The organism is Nitrincola alkalilacustris (genome assembly GCF_008973755.1).
GTDB classification, from domain to species: Bacteria; Pseudomonadota; Gammaproteobacteria; order Pseudomonadales; family Balneatricaceae; genus Nitrincola; species Nitrincola alkalilacustris.
Map to the genome: position 1 here is coordinate 117,605 of NZ_WBOM01000008.1, position 13,119 is coordinate 130,723.

Annotated in this window: 26 protein-coding genes; all 26 read left to right on the forward strand. The window is 51.1% G+C overall.

All coding sequences use genetic code 11. The annotated features are described in order from the left end of the window. Positions 1-16: 16 nt before the first annotated feature. The 26 genes from tuf (at position 17) to rpsK (ending at position 13,113) form a co-directional block, all read left to right on the forward strand. Positions 17-1,210 (forward strand): elongation factor Tu, encoded by a 1,194-nt coding sequence (gene tuf / locus F7R27_RS14780; RefSeq protein ID WP_151705022.1) that lies wholly within the window; start codon positions 17-19, stop codon positions 1,208-1,210. Positions 1,211-1,442: 232 nt separating this feature from the next. Then, positions 1,443-1,754 carry a 30S ribosomal protein S10 gene (gene rpsJ, locus F7R27_RS14785; protein WP_036524393.1) on the forward strand — a complete coding sequence of 104 codons (312 nt, stop codon included), beginning with the start codon at positions 1,443-1,445 and terminating at the stop codon, positions 1,752-1,754. 112 nt (positions 1,755-1,866) lie between these two features. After that, positions 1,867-2,505 (forward strand): 50S ribosomal protein L3, encoded by a 639-nt coding sequence (gene rplC, locus F7R27_RS14790; RefSeq protein ID WP_151705034.1) that lies wholly within the window; start codon positions 1,867-1,869, stop codon positions 2,503-2,505. 11 nt (positions 2,506-2,516) lie between these two features. Further along, positions 2,517-3,122: a 50S ribosomal protein L4 gene (gene rplD, locus F7R27_RS14795; protein WP_151705035.1), complete on the forward strand. Its 606-nt coding sequence runs from the start codon at positions 2,517-2,519 to the stop codon at positions 3,120-3,122. Then, on the forward strand, positions 3,119-3,415 hold the full coding sequence (gene rplW / locus F7R27_RS14800) for a 50S ribosomal protein L23 (protein WP_151705036.1): 297 nt from the start codon (positions 3,119-3,121) through the stop codon (positions 3,413-3,415). Before rplD ends, rplW begins: the two co-directional genes overlap by 4 nt. A gap of 11 nt (positions 3,416-3,426) precedes the next feature. Continuing rightward, complete coding sequence (rplB, locus tag F7R27_RS14805) at positions 3,427-4,254, forward strand: 50S ribosomal protein L2 (RefSeq protein WP_151705037.1); 828 nt, start codon at positions 3,427-3,429, stop codon at positions 4,252-4,254. Positions 4,255-4,266: 12 nt separating this feature from the next. After that, complete coding sequence (rpsS, locus tag F7R27_RS14810) at positions 4,267-4,545, forward strand: 30S ribosomal protein S19 (protein ID WP_151705038.1); 279 nt, start codon at positions 4,267-4,269, stop codon at positions 4,543-4,545. A 6-nt stretch (positions 4,546-4,551) separates the two neighbouring features. Beyond that, a complete protein-coding gene (gene rplV, locus F7R27_RS14815) occupies positions 4,552-4,887 on the forward strand; it encodes a 50S ribosomal protein L22 (RefSeq protein ID WP_476739169.1) in 336 nt (111 codons plus the stop codon). A gap of 23 nt (positions 4,888-4,910) precedes the next feature. Continuing rightward, positions 4,911-5,594, forward strand: coding sequence for a 30S ribosomal protein S3 (rpsC, locus tag F7R27_RS14820; protein WP_151705040.1), 684 nt, complete (start codon positions 4,911-4,913; stop codon positions 5,592-5,594). 11 nt (positions 5,595-5,605) lie between these two features. After that, positions 5,606-6,019, forward strand: coding sequence for a 50S ribosomal protein L16 (rplP, locus tag F7R27_RS14825; RefSeq protein ID WP_151705041.1), 414 nt, complete (start codon positions 5,606-5,608; stop codon positions 6,017-6,019). Further along, positions 6,019-6,210 (forward strand): 50S ribosomal protein L29, encoded by a 192-nt coding sequence (gene rpmC, locus F7R27_RS14830; RefSeq protein ID WP_151705042.1) that lies wholly within the window; start codon positions 6,019-6,021, stop codon positions 6,208-6,210. Before rplP ends, rpmC begins: the two co-directional genes overlap by 1 nt. Continuing rightward, positions 6,211-6,474: a 30S ribosomal protein S17 gene (rpsQ, locus tag F7R27_RS14835; protein ID WP_151705043.1), complete on the forward strand. Its 264-nt coding sequence runs from the start codon at positions 6,211-6,213 to the stop codon at positions 6,472-6,474. A gap of 79 nt (positions 6,475-6,553) precedes the next feature. Continuing rightward, the gene (gene rplN / locus F7R27_RS14840) at positions 6,554-6,922 is read left to right on the forward strand and encodes a 50S ribosomal protein L14 (protein ID WP_151705044.1); all 369 of its coding nucleotides are present in this window, start codon (positions 6,554-6,556) and stop codon (positions 6,920-6,922) included. A gap of 102 nt (positions 6,923-7,024) precedes the next feature. Continuing rightward, positions 7,025-7,348 (forward strand): 50S ribosomal protein L24, encoded by a 324-nt coding sequence (gene rplX, locus F7R27_RS14845; protein WP_151705045.1) that lies wholly within the window; start codon positions 7,025-7,027, stop codon positions 7,346-7,348. Between the two features lie 14 nt (positions 7,349-7,362). Then, positions 7,363-7,902 (forward strand): 50S ribosomal protein L5, encoded by a 540-nt coding sequence (gene rplE, locus F7R27_RS14850; protein WP_151705046.1) that lies wholly within the window; start codon positions 7,363-7,365, stop codon positions 7,900-7,902. A gap of 16 nt (positions 7,903-7,918) precedes the next feature. Continuing rightward, entirely contained in the window at positions 7,919-8,224 is a 306-nt protein-coding gene (gene rpsN, locus F7R27_RS14855) for a 30S ribosomal protein S14 (protein ID WP_151705047.1), read from the forward strand. A 79-nt stretch (positions 8,225-8,303) separates the two neighbouring features. Next, a complete protein-coding gene (rpsH, locus tag F7R27_RS14860) occupies positions 8,304-8,696 on the forward strand; it encodes a 30S ribosomal protein S8 (protein ID WP_151705048.1) in 393 nt (130 codons plus the stop codon). Positions 8,697-8,707: 11 nt separating this feature from the next. After that, positions 8,708-9,241 (forward strand): 50S ribosomal protein L6, encoded by a 534-nt coding sequence (rplF, locus tag F7R27_RS14865; RefSeq protein ID WP_151705049.1) that lies wholly within the window; start codon positions 8,708-8,710, stop codon positions 9,239-9,241. Positions 9,242-9,250: 9 nt separating this feature from the next. Next, positions 9,251-9,601, forward strand: a complete 351-nt coding sequence (gene rplR, locus F7R27_RS14870) for a 50S ribosomal protein L18 (protein ID WP_151705050.1) — start codon at positions 9,251-9,253, stop codon at positions 9,599-9,601. An 11-nt stretch (positions 9,602-9,612) separates the two neighbouring features. Beyond that, entirely contained in the window at positions 9,613-10,116 is a 504-nt protein-coding gene (gene rpsE, locus F7R27_RS14875) for a 30S ribosomal protein S5 (protein ID WP_151705051.1), read from the forward strand. Between the two features lie 3 nt (positions 10,117-10,119). Next, complete coding sequence (rpmD, locus tag F7R27_RS14880) at positions 10,120-10,302, forward strand: 50S ribosomal protein L30 (RefSeq protein WP_151705052.1); 183 nt, start codon at positions 10,120-10,122, stop codon at positions 10,300-10,302. A 13-nt stretch (positions 10,303-10,315) separates the two neighbouring features. Continuing rightward, complete coding sequence (gene rplO, locus F7R27_RS14885; RefSeq protein WP_151705053.1) at positions 10,316-10,750, forward strand: 50S ribosomal protein L15; 435 nt, start codon at positions 10,316-10,318, stop codon at positions 10,748-10,750. After that, positions 10,751-12,076: a preprotein translocase subunit SecY gene (gene secY, locus F7R27_RS14890; RefSeq protein WP_151705054.1), complete on the forward strand. Its 1,326-nt coding sequence runs from the start codon at positions 10,751-10,753 to the stop codon at positions 12,074-12,076. A 24-nt stretch (positions 12,077-12,100) separates the two neighbouring features. Next, the gene (gene rpmJ, locus F7R27_RS14895) at positions 12,101-12,217 is read left to right on the forward strand and encodes a 50S ribosomal protein L36 (protein ID WP_007021200.1); all 117 of its coding nucleotides are present in this window, start codon (positions 12,101-12,103) and stop codon (positions 12,215-12,217) included. A 130-nt stretch (positions 12,218-12,347) separates the two neighbouring features. Beyond that, complete coding sequence (gene rpsM / locus F7R27_RS14900) at positions 12,348-12,704, forward strand: 30S ribosomal protein S13 (protein ID WP_151705055.1); 357 nt, start codon at positions 12,348-12,350, stop codon at positions 12,702-12,704. 19 nt (positions 12,705-12,723) lie between these two features. Then, on the forward strand, positions 12,724-13,113 hold the full coding sequence (gene rpsK / locus F7R27_RS14905; protein WP_010324082.1) for a 30S ribosomal protein S11: 390 nt from the start codon (positions 12,724-12,726) through the stop codon (positions 13,111-13,113). Positions 13,114-13,119 lie beyond the last annotated feature (6 nt).

A 13,119-nucleotide genomic window follows, 5' to 3' on the forward strand; every position in this document is an offset into this window, starting at 1 on the left:
TTAAGAGGATTTAGCCGTGGCTAAGAAAGCATTTGAACGTAACAAGCCGCACGTCAACGTAGGAACCATTGGTCACGTTGACCACGGTAAGACAACTCTGACTGCTGCGCTGACGCGCGTTTGTTCAGAAGTGTGGGGTGGCGCTGCCGTAGCATTTGACGGTATCGACAACGCACCGGAAGAGCGTGAGCGTGGTATCACCATCTCCACATCCCACGTTGAGTATGAATCAGAAGTGCGTCACTACGCGCACGTTGACTGCCCAGGCCACGCTGACTATGTGAAAAACATGATCACCGGTGCTGCGCAGATGGATGGCGCGATTCTGGTTTGTTCCGCTGCTGATGGCCCGATGCCACAGACGCGTGAGCACATCCTGCTGTCACGTCAGGTTGGTGTACCTTACATCGTTGTGTTCATGAACAAAGCGGACATGGTTGACGACGAAGAGCTGCTGGAACTGGTTGAGATGGAAGTGCGTGAGCTTCTGGATCAGTACGAGTTCCCGGGCGACGACACGCCGATCATCGTTGGTTCTGCGCTGATGGCGCTGAATGGCCAGGATGACAATGGCATGGGCACTACTGCTGTGAAGAAGCTGGTTGAGACTCTTGACCAGTACATTCCTCAGCCAGAGCGTGCAATCGACAAGCCATTCCTGATGCCGATTGAAGACGTGTTCTCAATCTCTGGTCGTGGTACGGTTGTTACCGGTCGTGTTGAGCGTGGTATCGTCAACACAGGTAACGAAGTTGAGATCGTGGGTATTCGCCCAACGACCAAGACGACTGTTACAGGTGTAGAGATGTTCCGTAAGCTGCTGGACGAAGGTCGTGCAGGTGAGAACATCGGTGCGCTGCTGCGTGGCACCAAGCGTGACGACGTTGAGCGTGGTCAGGTTCTGGCCAAGCCGGGTTCAATCACTCCGCACACCAAGTTTGAAGGCGAAGTGTACATTCTGAGCAAGGAAGAGGGTGGTCGTCACACGCCATTCTTCAAGGGCTACCGTCCACAGTTCTACTTCCGTACAACTGACGTGACAGGTGCTTGTGAGCTGCCAGAAGGCGTTGAGATGGTTATGCCAGGAGATAACGTACAGATGTCCGTTACCCTGATTGCACCGATCGCGATGGAAGAAGGTCTGCGCTTTGCGATCCGTGAAGGCGGTCGTACAGTAGGTGCTGGTGTTGTAGCGAAAATCCTCGACTGATCATCTGATTAGCCAGAGAAATTCAAAAAACCCTCTCCGGAGGGTTTTTTTATACCTCAATGGCATATCAAATGGTAGAAAGGGCAGTTTATTCTCCACATCAGGCGATCTGGTTAAAAATAAACCATTTATTCTTGACGCTGGGGCAGGGGCTGAGTAAAATTTGCGTCCCTTCTTGTAAGGGGAGGTCGGCTATTGCCGTTATGAAACTAACTGGAATTGCGTGATCAGAATGCAGAACCAAAAAATCAGAATTCGTCTGAAGGCGTTTGATCATCGCCTGATCGACTCATCCGCGCAGGAGATTGTTGAAACTGCAAAGCGGACGGGTGCGCAGGTGCATGGTCCGATCCCACTTCCTACTCGCAAAGAACGTTTCACCATCCTGGTTTCACCGCATGTCAATAAAGATGCGCGCGATCAGTATGAGATTCGTACTCACAAGCGCGTTCTGGATATCGTCGAGCCAACCGAAAAAACGGTTGATGCTTTGATGAAGCTGGATCTTGCAGCGGGTGTTGAAGTGCAGATTAGCCTGGGCTAATAGAGTACTGCGCAGAATTAATTACTTTAATGAAGCGCTATTTGTGGAATGCTCTGCAAAGGGCAGCCGTAGTGGGTGACAGCCCCGTACACAACTGGCAAGAGGTATAAATATGTCTGTAGGACTTATCGGACGTAAAGCGGGTATGACCCGTGTCTTCACAGAAGATGGCGTGTCCGTGCCAGTCACCGTCATCGAGGTTGATCCGAACCGCGTGACTTGCGTCAAAACTGTCGATACTGATGGTTATGCTGCTGTACAGGTTACCACTGGTGCTAAAAAGGCAAATCGCCTTTCCAAGGCAGCAGCTGGCAACTTTGCTAAAGCAGGCGTTGAAGCAGGACGTGGTTTGTGGGAGTTCCGCCTCACAGGTGATGAAGAAATCAACGTTGGCGATTCGCTGACAGTTGAGCGCTTCGAAGCAGGTCAGAAAATTGATGTTACCGGTCAATCCAAAGGTAAGGGCTTTCAGGGCGGTGTTAAGCGCTGGAACTTCCGTACTCAGGATGCGACTCACGGTAACTCACTGTCTCACCGTGCTCCGGGTTCCATTGGTCAGTGTCAGACTCCGGGACGTGTGTTCAAGGGTAAAAAGATGGCCGGTCATATGGGTGCAGAGCGTTGTACTGTGCAGACACTTGAAGTGGTGCGCGTAGACGCTGAACGTAACCTGCTGCTGGTAAAAGGTGCCGTTCCTGGCGCTACTGGCGGTGACGTCATCGTTAAACCTGCTGTTAAAGCACGCGGCTGAAGGGGTTTATCATGAATTTGAATCTGACAGGAGCCAACGGTTCGGTCGAAGTATCCGAGCTGATTTTTGGCAAAGAGTTTAACGAGTCTCTGGTTCACCAGGTTGTCACTGCCTATCTGGCAGGTGGCCGTCAGGGTAGCAAGGCTCAGAAGAATCGTTCTGCTGTATCTGGTGGTGGCGCCAAGCCTTTCCGTCAGAAAGGTACAGGTCGTGCCCGTGCAGGTACTATCCGTTCGCCTCTGTGGCGTTCAGGTGGTGTGACCTTCGCTGCATCACCACGTGACTATGCGCAGAAAGTGAACAAGAAGATGTACCGTGCTGCCATGCGCTGCATTCTGTCTGAATTGGTACGTCAGGATCGTTTGGTTGTTGTTGAGTCTCTCAATATGGCTGAGCCAAAAACCAAACAGTTTGTTGCACGAATGAAAGAGCTTGAGCTTTCTAATGCTCTGCTGATTACAGAAGAAGTAGAAGTGAATCTGTATCTGGCAGCGCGTAATGTCCCGCATGTTGATGTGCGTGATGTTGCGGCGATTGACCCGGTCAGTCTGGTTGGCTTTGACAAGGTTGTTGTGACAGCGTCTGCTCTTAAGAAAATTGACGAGGTGTTGGCATGAATCCGGAACGCATCTACAAAGTGTTGTTGGGGCCTCACATCTCTGAGAAAGCGACGATCGTTGCAGATGGCTCACAACAGGTTGTTTTTCGAGTAGCCAAAGATGCTACCAAGCCTGAAATCAAGAAAGCAGTTGAAGAGCTTTTCAATGTTAAAGTTGATGGCGTGAACGTGCTGACCACTAAGGGCAAGACCAAGCGCACCGTGCGTGGTCTGGGTAAACGCTCTGATGTGCGTAAGGCATATGTTCGCCTCGCTGATGGCTCAGAAATTGATTTCCTGGCTGGCGAATAAGGGGTTGAATCATGGCAATTATTAAAGCAAAGCCTACCTCTGCCGGACGTCGTCACGTCATCAAGGTGGTAGGGGCTGACCTGCATAAGGGCAGACCTTTATCCTCTCTGGTAGAGAAGAAAAGCAAGACGGGTGGACGTAACCATAATGGTCGTATCACTACTCGTCATATCGGTGGTGGTCATAAGCAGCTGTATCGCGTCATTGACTTCCGTCGGAACAAAGATGGTATCCCTGGCATCATCGAGCGCCTGGAATATGATCCAAACCGTACTGCACATATCGCACTGGTGAAGTATCTCGACGGTGAGCGTCGTTACATCATTGCACCGAAAGGTCTGCAGGCCGGCGCACAGGTTATCTCAGGTGAAAACCCGGATATTAAAGTGGGTAACACCATGCCTCTGCGTAATGTCCCGCTGGGTAGTACTATCCACTGTATCGAGCTGAAGCCGGGTAAGGGTGCGCAGATGGCGCGTTCTGCTGGTGCATCCGCTCAGTTGGTGGCGCGTGATGGCGCGTACGTAACGCTCCGTCTGCGTTCTGGTGAAGTGCGCAAGGTTCTGGCTGAATGCCGTGCTACGTTGGGCGAGGTCAGCAATGCTGAACACTCTCTGCGTCAGCTGGGTAAAGCTGGTGCAAAACGTTGGCGTGGTGTGCGCCCGACCGTTCGTGGTGTTGCGATGAACCCGGTCGATCACCCGCATGGTGGTGGTGAAGGACGTACTTCAGGTGGCCGTCATCCGGTTACTCCCTGGGGTGTTCCGACCAAAGGTCATAAAACCCGCAAGAACAAGCGTACCAATAAGCTTATTGTACGCCGTCGAAGCGCTAAGTAAGAGGATACAGCTGTGCCACGTTCACTGAAGAAAGGTCCATTTATCGACCTTCACCTGCTGAAAAAGGTAGAAGCTGCAGTCGATGCAAACGATCGTCGTCCAATTAAAACCTGGTCACGTCGTTCCACAGTCTTTCCGCACTTTGTGGGTTTGACGATTGCGGTACATAACGGCCGCCAGCATGTTCCAGTGTTTATCACTGAAGATATGGTTGGTCATAAACTGGGTGAGTTTGCTGCTACACGTACGTTCCGCGGACATGCAGCTGACAAGAAGGCCAAGAAGAAGTAAGGGAGTATGGTGATGGAAGTAGTTGCCAAGCACAAAGGTGCCCGCATCTCCCCTCAGAAGGCCCGTCTGGTTGCTGATCAGATTCGTGGAAAGTCTGTGGGTGAAGCTCTGGATATTCTGGCGTTCAGCAACAAAAAAGCTGCTGTTCTGGTCAAGAAGGTGCTGGATTCCGCTATCGCTAACGCGGAGCATAATGAAGGCGCTGATGTTGATGAGTTGCGTGTTTCCGCAATTTTCGTCGATGAAGGCATGACCATGAAACGCATCCGGCCACGAGCTAAAGGGCGCGCTGATCGCATCCTTAAGCGTTCGTCACATATCACCGTCAAGGTGGCCGATTAAGAGCTGACTGCTAGGAGATCGTTATGGGTCAGAAAGTACATCCGACCGGTATACGGCTTGGGATTGTCAAAGAACACACTTCTGTGTGGTACGCTGACAAATCCAGCTATGCCAGTAAGCTGCTGAACGATCTTCAGGTGCGCAAGTACCTGGAGCAGCGGCTGAAAAATGCGTCTGTGAGCCGAATTGATATTGAGCGTCCGGCTCAGAACGCAAAAATCACCATCCACACTGCTCGTCCCGGTATTGTTATCGGCAAGAAAGGTGAGGATGTAGAGACGCTGCGTAACGCTGTGTCTGAAATGATGGGTGTGCCTGTGCACATCAACATCGAAGAGGTTCGTAAGCCTGATCTTGACGCCAAACTGGTTGCGCAGAGTGTTGCCAATCAGCTGGAGCGTCGTGTCATGTTCCGCCGCGCAATGAAGCGTGCAGTGCAGAATGCGATGCGTCTTGGTGCCAAGGGTATCAAGATTCAGGTAGGTGGTCGTCTTGGTGGTGCTGAGATTGCCCGTACTGAGTGGTATCGTGAAGGTCGTGTACCTCTGCATACCCTGCGTGCGGACATCGATTACGCTACCTATGAAGCGCACACAACTTACGGTGTGATTGGCGTTAAAGTCTGGGTCTTCAAGGGAGAAGTTCTTGGTGGTATCGAACAGGTACGTGCCGAGAAGAATGCTCCTAAGAAGAAAGGAACTAAGTGAGGTAAACGTCAATGCTGCAACCAAAACGACTGAAATACCGCAAGGTAATGAAAGGCCGTAACCGCGGCCTGGCGCAGCGTGGCAACAAGGTCAGCTTTGGCGAGTATGCGCTGAAAGCGACTGGTCGCGGTCGTATTACAGCGCGTCAGATCGAAGCTGCACGTCGTACCATGACTCGTCATGTTAAGCGTGGTGGTAAGATCTGGATCCGTGTTTTTCCGGATAAGCCAATTACGACCAAGCCACTTGAAGTCCGTATGGGTAAGGGTAAGGGTAACGTCGAGTACTGGGTAGCGCAGATTCAGCCGGGTAAAGTCCTGTTTGAAATCAGCGGTGTCAACGAAGAACTCGTTAACGAAGCCTTTGGTCTGGCCGCCGCCAAGCTGCCTGTGACTACAACTATTGTTAAGCGGACGGTGATGTGATGAAAGCAACCGAACTGCGCGATAAGTCCGCAGAAGAGCTTCAGCAGGCGCTGCTGGGTCTTCTGAAAGACCAGTTTAATCTGCGGATGCAAAGAGCGACTGGGCAACTGGCTCAGAACCACCTGATGAGTCAGGTTCGTCGCGATATTGCACGCGTTAAAACTGTACTCAGACAGAAGGCAGGTGCATAAATGAGCGCTGAAAAACGTACCCGTACTGTGACCGGCAAGGTTATCAGTGACAAGATGGACAAAACCATCACAGTGCTGGTTGAGCGTAAAGTGAAGCATCCTATTTATGGGAAATTTGTTAAGCGTTCAACCAAGCTGCACGCTCATGACGAAAAGAATGAGTGCCATTCAGGTGACCTGGTAACGATCGCTGAAACGCGTCCGTTATCAAAAACCAAGACTTGGGCACTGATACGCATTGAAGAGCGCGCAGCGAAGGTGTAATATACTGCACCTTCGCTCCATTTGCCCTGTCAGTTCGAAAATGTAGCGCTGGCAGGTAAAACAGTATTTGGAGTAGACCATGATTCAGACTGAATCGATGCTTGATGTCGCTGACAACAGCGGTGCCAAGCGCGTGATGTGTATTAAGGTCCTGGGTGGTTCTCACCGCCGCTACGCACGTGTCGGAGACATTATTAAAGTCACCGTCAAGGAAGCGATTCCTCGTGGCAAGGTAAAGAAAGGCCAGGTTCTTAAAGCAGTCGTAGTACGTACCCGTAAAGGTGTTCGTCGTCCTGATGGTTCACTGATCCGCTTTGATACAAACTCAGCGGTTCTGTTGAACAACAACGATGCCCCTATCGGAACACGTATCTTCGGCCCAGTAACGCGTGAGCTTCGTACTGAGAAGTTCATGAAGATCATTTCCCTGGCGCCTGAAGTGCTGTAAAGACTAGGCTTTTTATTGAGCAAGTCTACGTAAAACGCCAAGCTCGAAAGGGTTTGGCGTTTTAAGCATGAGAGGGTAGCAGGAAAGGACATAGGTATAGCAATGCGTAAAATTCGTCGTAACGATGAAATAATCGTTATCGCAGGTAAAGATAAAGGCAAGCGTGGCAAAGTCATGCGCGTGCTGGCGAATGATCGCCTGATCGTATCTGGCATCAACATGATCAAGAAGCACCAGAAACCAAACCCAATGGCCGGGCGTCAGGGTGGAATCGTTGAGAAGGAAGCATCAATTGCGACTTCTAACGTGGCCATCTTTAACCCAGCTACCGGCAAGGGTGATCGTGTTGGCTTCAAACAACTCGAAGACGGCACCAAGGTACGCTTCTACAAGTCCAACGGCGAAACTGTCGTTGGTGATAAGTAAGAGAGGTTGGTGCAATGTCCAGATTGAAAGCCCTGTACGAAACAGAATTGAAACAGAAGCTCAAAGAAGAGCTGAACAGCCCGAATGTCATGGCGGTACCACGTATCACCAAGATCACCTTGAACATGGGTGTGGGCGAAGCTATTGGTGATAAGAAACAGCTTGATAACGCTGTCGTTGATCTGACTGCCATTGCTGGTCAGAAACCGGTTGTTACTAACGCGCGCAAGTCAATTGCTGGCTTTAAAGTGCGTGAAGGCTGGCCGATCGGCTGCAAGGTGACCCTGCGCGGTGAGCGTATGTGGGAATTCCTTGATCGCCTGGTCGACGTTGCTATTCCGCGTGTTCGCGATTTCCGTGGTCTGAACCCCAAGTCCTTTGATGGACGTGGCAACTACAGCATGGGTGTCAAAGAGCAGATCATCTTCCCTGAGATCGAGTACGACAAAGTCGACAAGATGCGTGGTTTGGATATCACTATCACCACCACTGCGAAAAGCAATGATGAGGGTCGCGCTTTGCTGACCGCTCTGCAGTTGCCGTTCCGTAAATAAGACTGGGATAGATAATATGGCCAAGACTTCTATGAAGAACCGCGAGCACAAGCGCACCGCTCTGGCAGATAAGTTTGCTGCCAAGCGCGCTCAGCTGAAAGCGGTTATTTTAAGCTCTGCCTCTTCTGATGAAGAGCGCTGGGAAGCACAGGTTGCGCTGCAGAAACTGCCGCGTGACTCTAGCCCTGTCCGTCAGGTGCGTCGTTGTCAGATAACTGGGCGTCCACATGCGGTTTACCGCAAGTTCGGTCTTTGCCGTAACCAGTTACGTGAAGCAGCGATGCGCGGAGACGTACCGGGTCTGAAGAAGGCAAGCTGGTAAGCTTGTCAAACGGTAAGCACGGTGGTCAGGGCAGCTTGCTGCTACCGCACCGCGCTGCACAATCGAGGAAGTATAAAGCATGAGTATGCAAGATACCCTGGCAGATATGTTCACACGTATCCGCAATGGGCATATGGCTGAGAAAAGCGTCGTTGCCATGCCATCCTCCAAGCAGAAGGTTGCGATTGCAAAACTGCTGCAGAGTGAAGGCTATATCGCTGGTTACAGCGTAGAAGAGGGCGCTAAACCCATTCTGAGTATTGAGTTGAAATACTTTGAAGGTAAGCCTGTTATTGAAGAAATCAAGCGCGTCAGCCGCCCTGGTTTGCGGATCTACAGACACGTTTCCAAGCTGCCGAAAGTCAGCGACGGTCTGGGTATTGCAATTATCTCGACCAGCAAAGGTTTGATGACTGACCGGGCTGCCCGTGAAGCGGGTATCGGTGGCGAAGTTATCTGCACGGTATTCTAAGAGGTATTCCAATGTCACGAGTTGCGAAGAAACCCGTAGTTGTACCGGCAGGCGTAGAAGTAAAGATCAGCGGACAGCAGATCACAGCTAAAGGTAAAAACGGCCAGCTAAACCTGGATGTTCATCCTTCTGTAGTTGTTGAGCAGGCTGAAGGCCAGATCACATTTGTACCACGCGATGGTGCAAAACAATCCGTAGCGCTGTCCGGTACACTGCGCTCACTGGTAAATAACATGATAGTAGGCGTGAACGAAGGGTTTACTAAAACACTTCAGTTGCAGGGTGTAGGTTACCGTGCAGCAGCCAAGGGCAAGGTATTGAACCTGACGCTTGGTTTTTCACACCCCATCGATTATGAGTTGCCCGAAGGTATTACAGCAGACACTCCCAATAACACCACTATTGTGGTGACAGGTGCTGACAAACAGCGCGTTGGACAAGTGGCTGCAGAAATTCGTGCATTCCGTCCACCAGAGCCATACAAGGGCAAAGGTGTTCGTTACGCTGATGAATATGTACGCCGTAAAGAGGCGAAGAAGAAGTAAGGCAGGGTCATGAACGTTAAAAATCAAGCTCGAATTCGTCGTGCACGTCGTACTCGCCTCAAAATGCGTGAGCTCGGTGCTGTACGTCTGTGTGTGAATCGCACACCGCGTCACATCTATGCGCAGATCATTTCTGCGGATGGTGCAAACGTTCTGGTAGCTGCTTCAACTGTCGAGAAGGATCTGCGCCAGGGTTCTACTGGTAATGTAGAGGCCGCTCGCAAAGTGGGTGCGCTGATAGCTGAGCGTGCCAAAGAGGCAGGTGTAACTAAGGTGGCTTTTGACCGCGCTGGTTATAAATACCATGGTCGAGTGCAGGCCCTGGCAGATGCGGCCCGTGAAGGCGGCCTGGAATTCTAAAGGTTTCTATTATGGCAAATCACGAACAGAAAGACGGTGAACTCCAGGAAAAACTGGTTCAGGTAAACCGTGTCGCCAAAGTTGTCAAGGGTGGTCGTATTTTCGGCTTCACTGCGCTGACAGTTGTTGGTGATGGTAATGGTCGGGTTGGCTTTGGTCGTGGAAAGGCACGTGAAGTTCCTGTTGCTATTCAAAAAGCAATGGAACAGGCGCGCCGTAACATGATCAAGGTTCAGCTGAACGGTCACACGCTGCAGTACCCGCTGAAAGCCCGTCACGGCTCAGCCAAGGTTTACATGCAGCCCGCTTCGGAAGGTACTGGTGTAATCGCCGGTGGTGCAATGCGTGCAGTATTGGAACTGGCAGGTGTCCAGAACGTACTCGCCAAGTGCTACGGCTCCACCAATCCGGTAAACGTTGTCCGCGCAACAGTCAAAGGCCTGTCTGCCATGAAGTCTCCTGACGACATTGCTGCCAAGCGTGGTAAGACTGTTGACGATATCCTGGGGAACTAAGATATGGCTAAAACAATCAAGGTAACCCTGGTACGCAGTACGATTGGCACTCTGCCGAATCATAAACTCTGTGTCAAAGGTCTTGGTCTGCGCCGCATCGGACATGTTGTCGAAGTTGAAGACACGCCAGCGGTACGCGGAATGATCAACAAAGTTCACTACATGGTTAATGTAGTCGGCGAGTAAAAGGAGTCACCCAATGCGTTTGAATACTTTGCGCCCGGGTGCCGGTTCCAAGCATGCTCCAAAGCGTGTTGGTCGTGGTATCGGCTCCGGTCTGGGTAAAACTTGTGGTCGCGGTCACAAGGGTTTGAAATCCCGCTCCGGCGGTTCAGTAAATCCGGGTTTTGAAGGCGGTCAGATGCCAATTCAGCGTCGTCTGCCAAAATTCGGTTTTACTTCGCGTGTATCGCGTTATGTTGCAGAGGTTCGTCTTGGCGAACTGAGCAGCATGGGGATCGACACAATCGATCTGGACGCACTGAAAACAGCTGATGTCATCAAACAGGAAATCAAGGTAGTACGTGTAATCCTGTCTGGTGAAATCAATAAGCCTGTTACCCTTAAAGGTCTTAAAGTGACCAAAGGCGCTCAGGCTGCAATTGAAGCTGCTGGCGGTAAAGTCGAGGCATAAATGGCTAAGCAAGGACAAATACCAGCGGGAAGACAGAGCGGACTGAGTGAACTCTGGTCACGTCTCCGTTTTGTACTCATCGCGATCATTGTTTACCGTATCGGGGCTCACATCCCGGTACCTGGTATCAATCCAGATCGCCTTGCCGCGCTGTTTGACCAGAATCAGGGAACCATCCTGAGTTTGTTCAACATGTTCTCTGGTGGTGCTCTGGAGCGTATGAGTATTCTCGCTCTGGGTGTCATGCCTTACATCTCTGCATCTATCATCATGCAGTTGATGACGGCTGTCAGCCCCCAGCTCGAGCAGTTGAAGAAAGAGGGCGAAGCTGGACGTCGCAAGATAAACCAATATACCCGTTATGGTACGGTGGTTCTGGCAACGATTCAGGCGATTGGCATGGCTGTTGGCCTTGCGAATCAGGGAGTGGCATTCGTTGCGAACGCGAACTTCTACTTCGTTGCTGTTGTCACATTTGTTTCCGGCGCAGTCTTCCTGATGTGGCTGGGTGAGCAGGTGACAGAGCGTGGTATCGGTAACGGTATCTCGATCCTGATCTTTGCTGGTATTGTGGCCGGTCTGCCAAGTGCGATTGGTCAGTCCTTTGAAGCGGCGCGCCAGGGGGATTTGAATATCCTGGCGTTGCTGTTGATTGCGGTAATGGCAATGGCCACCGTTGCCTTCGTTGTATTCATGGAGCGCGGCCAACGCCGTATCACCATAAATTACGCGAAGCGGCAGCAAGGTCGTCGTGTGTTTGCTGCTCAGTCCAGTCACCTTCCGCTGAAGGTGAATATGGCAGGTGTTATACCTCCCATTTTCGCTTCCAGTATCCTGCTGTTCCCGGCCTCTATGGGGCAGTGGTTCGGTCAGGGTGAAGGAATGGGCTGGATGCAGGATATTGCACTGGCGCTTGGTCCGGGTCAGCCGCTGCACATACTGCTGTTTGCAATAGCTATTATTTTCTTCTGCTATTTCTACACTGCGATTGTTTTCAATCCAAAAGATGTAGCAGACAACCTGAAAAAATCAGGCGCATTTATCCCAGGCATTCGTCCTGGTGAGCAATCCGCCCGTTACATCGATACAGTGTTAAGTCGTCTGACTCTGTTTGGCGCACTCTACATTACAGCGGTTTCCTTGATGCCACAGTTTCTGGTGGTGGCCTGGAATATACCCTTCTACTTCGGTGGAACATCCCTGCTGATCGTTGTTGTTGTAACGATGGATTTTATGGCGCAGGTTCAATCGCATCTGATGTCTCACCAGTATGAGTCTCTGATGAAAAAATCGAATCTTAAGGGCGGCGCAGGTCTTCTGCGTTAAACGTCCCAATAAGGTAGGTGGATCATGAAAGTACGCGCATCTGTTAAAAAGATATGCCGTAATTGCAAGATCGTACGACGCAACGGTTCCGTGCGCGTGATCTGCAAAGTGGAACCCAGGCACAAACAGCGCCAGGGTTAAACCACACATTATGCCGTGGCAGGCCGCAGGCTTGATTTATTTTTAATCAAGGTGTATTATTGCGCGCCTTCCACGAACTATGATTGATAAGTCTTCGCTAATGGGCGAAGCATAATATGGAGTAGATTGAATGGCCCGTATAGCTGGCGTCAATATTCCTGACAATAAGCATGCGGTAATTTCTCTGACTTACATTTACGGGATTGGCCGCACATCTGCAAAGCAAATCTGCGATGCGGCTGGTATAGCACCGACTGTCAAGATCGGTGATCTGTCGGAAGAGCAGCTCGATAATGTTCGTGGTGAAATTGCCAAGTTGACTGTTGAAGGCGATCTTCGTCGCGAAGTCAGCATGAACATCAAGCGTCTTATGGACCTGGGCTGTTTCCGTGGACTGCGTCATCGTCGTAACCTACCGGTTCGCGGCCAGCGCAGTAAAACAAACGCACGTACCCGTAAAGGGCCGCGTAAGCCGATCCGTAAGTAAGCGATAGGAATTCCCGAATATGGCTAAGCCAGGTAATCGCACACGTAAAAAGGTTAAAAAGCAGGTGGCTGATGGGCTCGCCCACATCCATGCTTCATTTAACAACACGATAATCACTATTACCGATCGTCAGGGAAATGCTCTTTCCTGGGCGACCTCCGGTGGCTCTGGATTCCGTGGTTCGCGTAAGAGCACGCCTTTTGCTGCGCAGGTAGCAGCTGAACGTGCTGGACAAGCAGCTCTGGAATACGGACTGAAAAACCTCGACGTGTTTGTAAAGGGCCCAGGTCCTGGTCGTGAGTCTGCTGTTCGTGCCCTGAACGGCTGTGGCTACAAAATTACAAACATTACGGACGTGACACCGATTCCACACAATGGTTGTCGTCCGCCGAAGAAACGTCGAGTTTAATCAGGA

Bases quoted from the DNA above. Each gene is read 5' to 3' on its own strand.
- rpsJ (WP_036524393.1), top strand. From the start codon at position 1,443: ATGCAGAACCAAAAAATCAGAATTCGTCTGAAGGCGTTTGATCATCGC.
- rplC (WP_151705034.1), top strand. From the start codon at position 1,867: ATGTCTGTAGGACTTATCGGACGTAAAGCGGGTATGACCCGTGTCTTC.
- rplD (WP_151705035.1), top strand. From the start codon at position 2,517: ATGAATTTGAATCTGACAGGAGCCAACGGTTCGGTCGAAGTATCCGAG.
- rplW (WP_151705036.1), top strand. From the start codon at position 3,119: ATGAATCCGGAACGCATCTACAAAGTGTTGTTGGGGCCTCACATCTCT.
- rplB (WP_151705037.1), top strand. From the start codon at position 3,427: ATGGCAATTATTAAAGCAAAGCCTACCTCTGCCGGACGTCGTCACGTC.
- rplV (WP_476739169.1), top strand. From the start codon at position 4,552: ATGGTGATGGAAGTAGTTGCCAAGCACAAAGGTGCCCGCATCTCCCCT.
- rpsC (WP_151705040.1), top strand. From the start codon at position 4,911: ATGGGTCAGAAAGTACATCCGACCGGTATACGGCTTGGGATTGTCAAA.
- rplP (WP_151705041.1), top strand. From the start codon at position 5,606: ATGCTGCAACCAAAACGACTGAAATACCGCAAGGTAATGAAAGGCCGT.
- rpmC (WP_151705042.1), top strand. From the start codon at position 6,019: ATGAAAGCAACCGAACTGCGCGATAAGTCCGCAGAAGAGCTTCAGCAG.
- rpsQ (WP_151705043.1), top strand. From the start codon at position 6,211: ATGAGCGCTGAAAAACGTACCCGTACTGTGACCGGCAAGGTTATCAGT.
- rplN (WP_151705044.1), top strand. From the start codon at position 6,554: ATGATTCAGACTGAATCGATGCTTGATGTCGCTGACAACAGCGGTGCC.
- rplX (WP_151705045.1), top strand. From the start codon at position 7,025: ATGCGTAAAATTCGTCGTAACGATGAAATAATCGTTATCGCAGGTAAA.
- rplE (WP_151705046.1), top strand. From the start codon at position 7,363: ATGTCCAGATTGAAAGCCCTGTACGAAACAGAATTGAAACAGAAGCTC.
- rpsN (WP_151705047.1), top strand. From the start codon at position 7,919: ATGGCCAAGACTTCTATGAAGAACCGCGAGCACAAGCGCACCGCTCTG.
- rpsH (WP_151705048.1), top strand. From the start codon at position 8,304: ATGAGTATGCAAGATACCCTGGCAGATATGTTCACACGTATCCGCAAT.
- rplF (WP_151705049.1), top strand. From the start codon at position 8,708: ATGTCACGAGTTGCGAAGAAACCCGTAGTTGTACCGGCAGGCGTAGAA.
- rplR (WP_151705050.1), top strand. From the start codon at position 9,251: ATGAACGTTAAAAATCAAGCTCGAATTCGTCGTGCACGTCGTACTCGC.
- rpsE (WP_151705051.1), top strand. From the start codon at position 9,613: ATGGCAAATCACGAACAGAAAGACGGTGAACTCCAGGAAAAACTGGTT.
- rpmD (WP_151705052.1), top strand. From the start codon at position 10,120: ATGGCTAAAACAATCAAGGTAACCCTGGTACGCAGTACGATTGGCACT.
- rplO (WP_151705053.1), top strand. From the start codon at position 10,316: ATGCGTTTGAATACTTTGCGCCCGGGTGCCGGTTCCAAGCATGCTCCA.
- secY (WP_151705054.1), top strand. From the start codon at position 10,751: ATGGCTAAGCAAGGACAAATACCAGCGGGAAGACAGAGCGGACTGAGT.
- rpmJ (WP_007021200.1), top strand. From the start codon at position 12,101: ATGAAAGTACGCGCATCTGTTAAAAAGATATGCCGTAATTGCAAGATC.
- rpsM (WP_151705055.1), top strand. From the start codon at position 12,348: ATGGCCCGTATAGCTGGCGTCAATATTCCTGACAATAAGCATGCGGTA.
- rpsK (WP_010324082.1), top strand. From the start codon at position 12,724: ATGGCTAAGCCAGGTAATCGCACACGTAAAAAGGTTAAAAAGCAGGTG.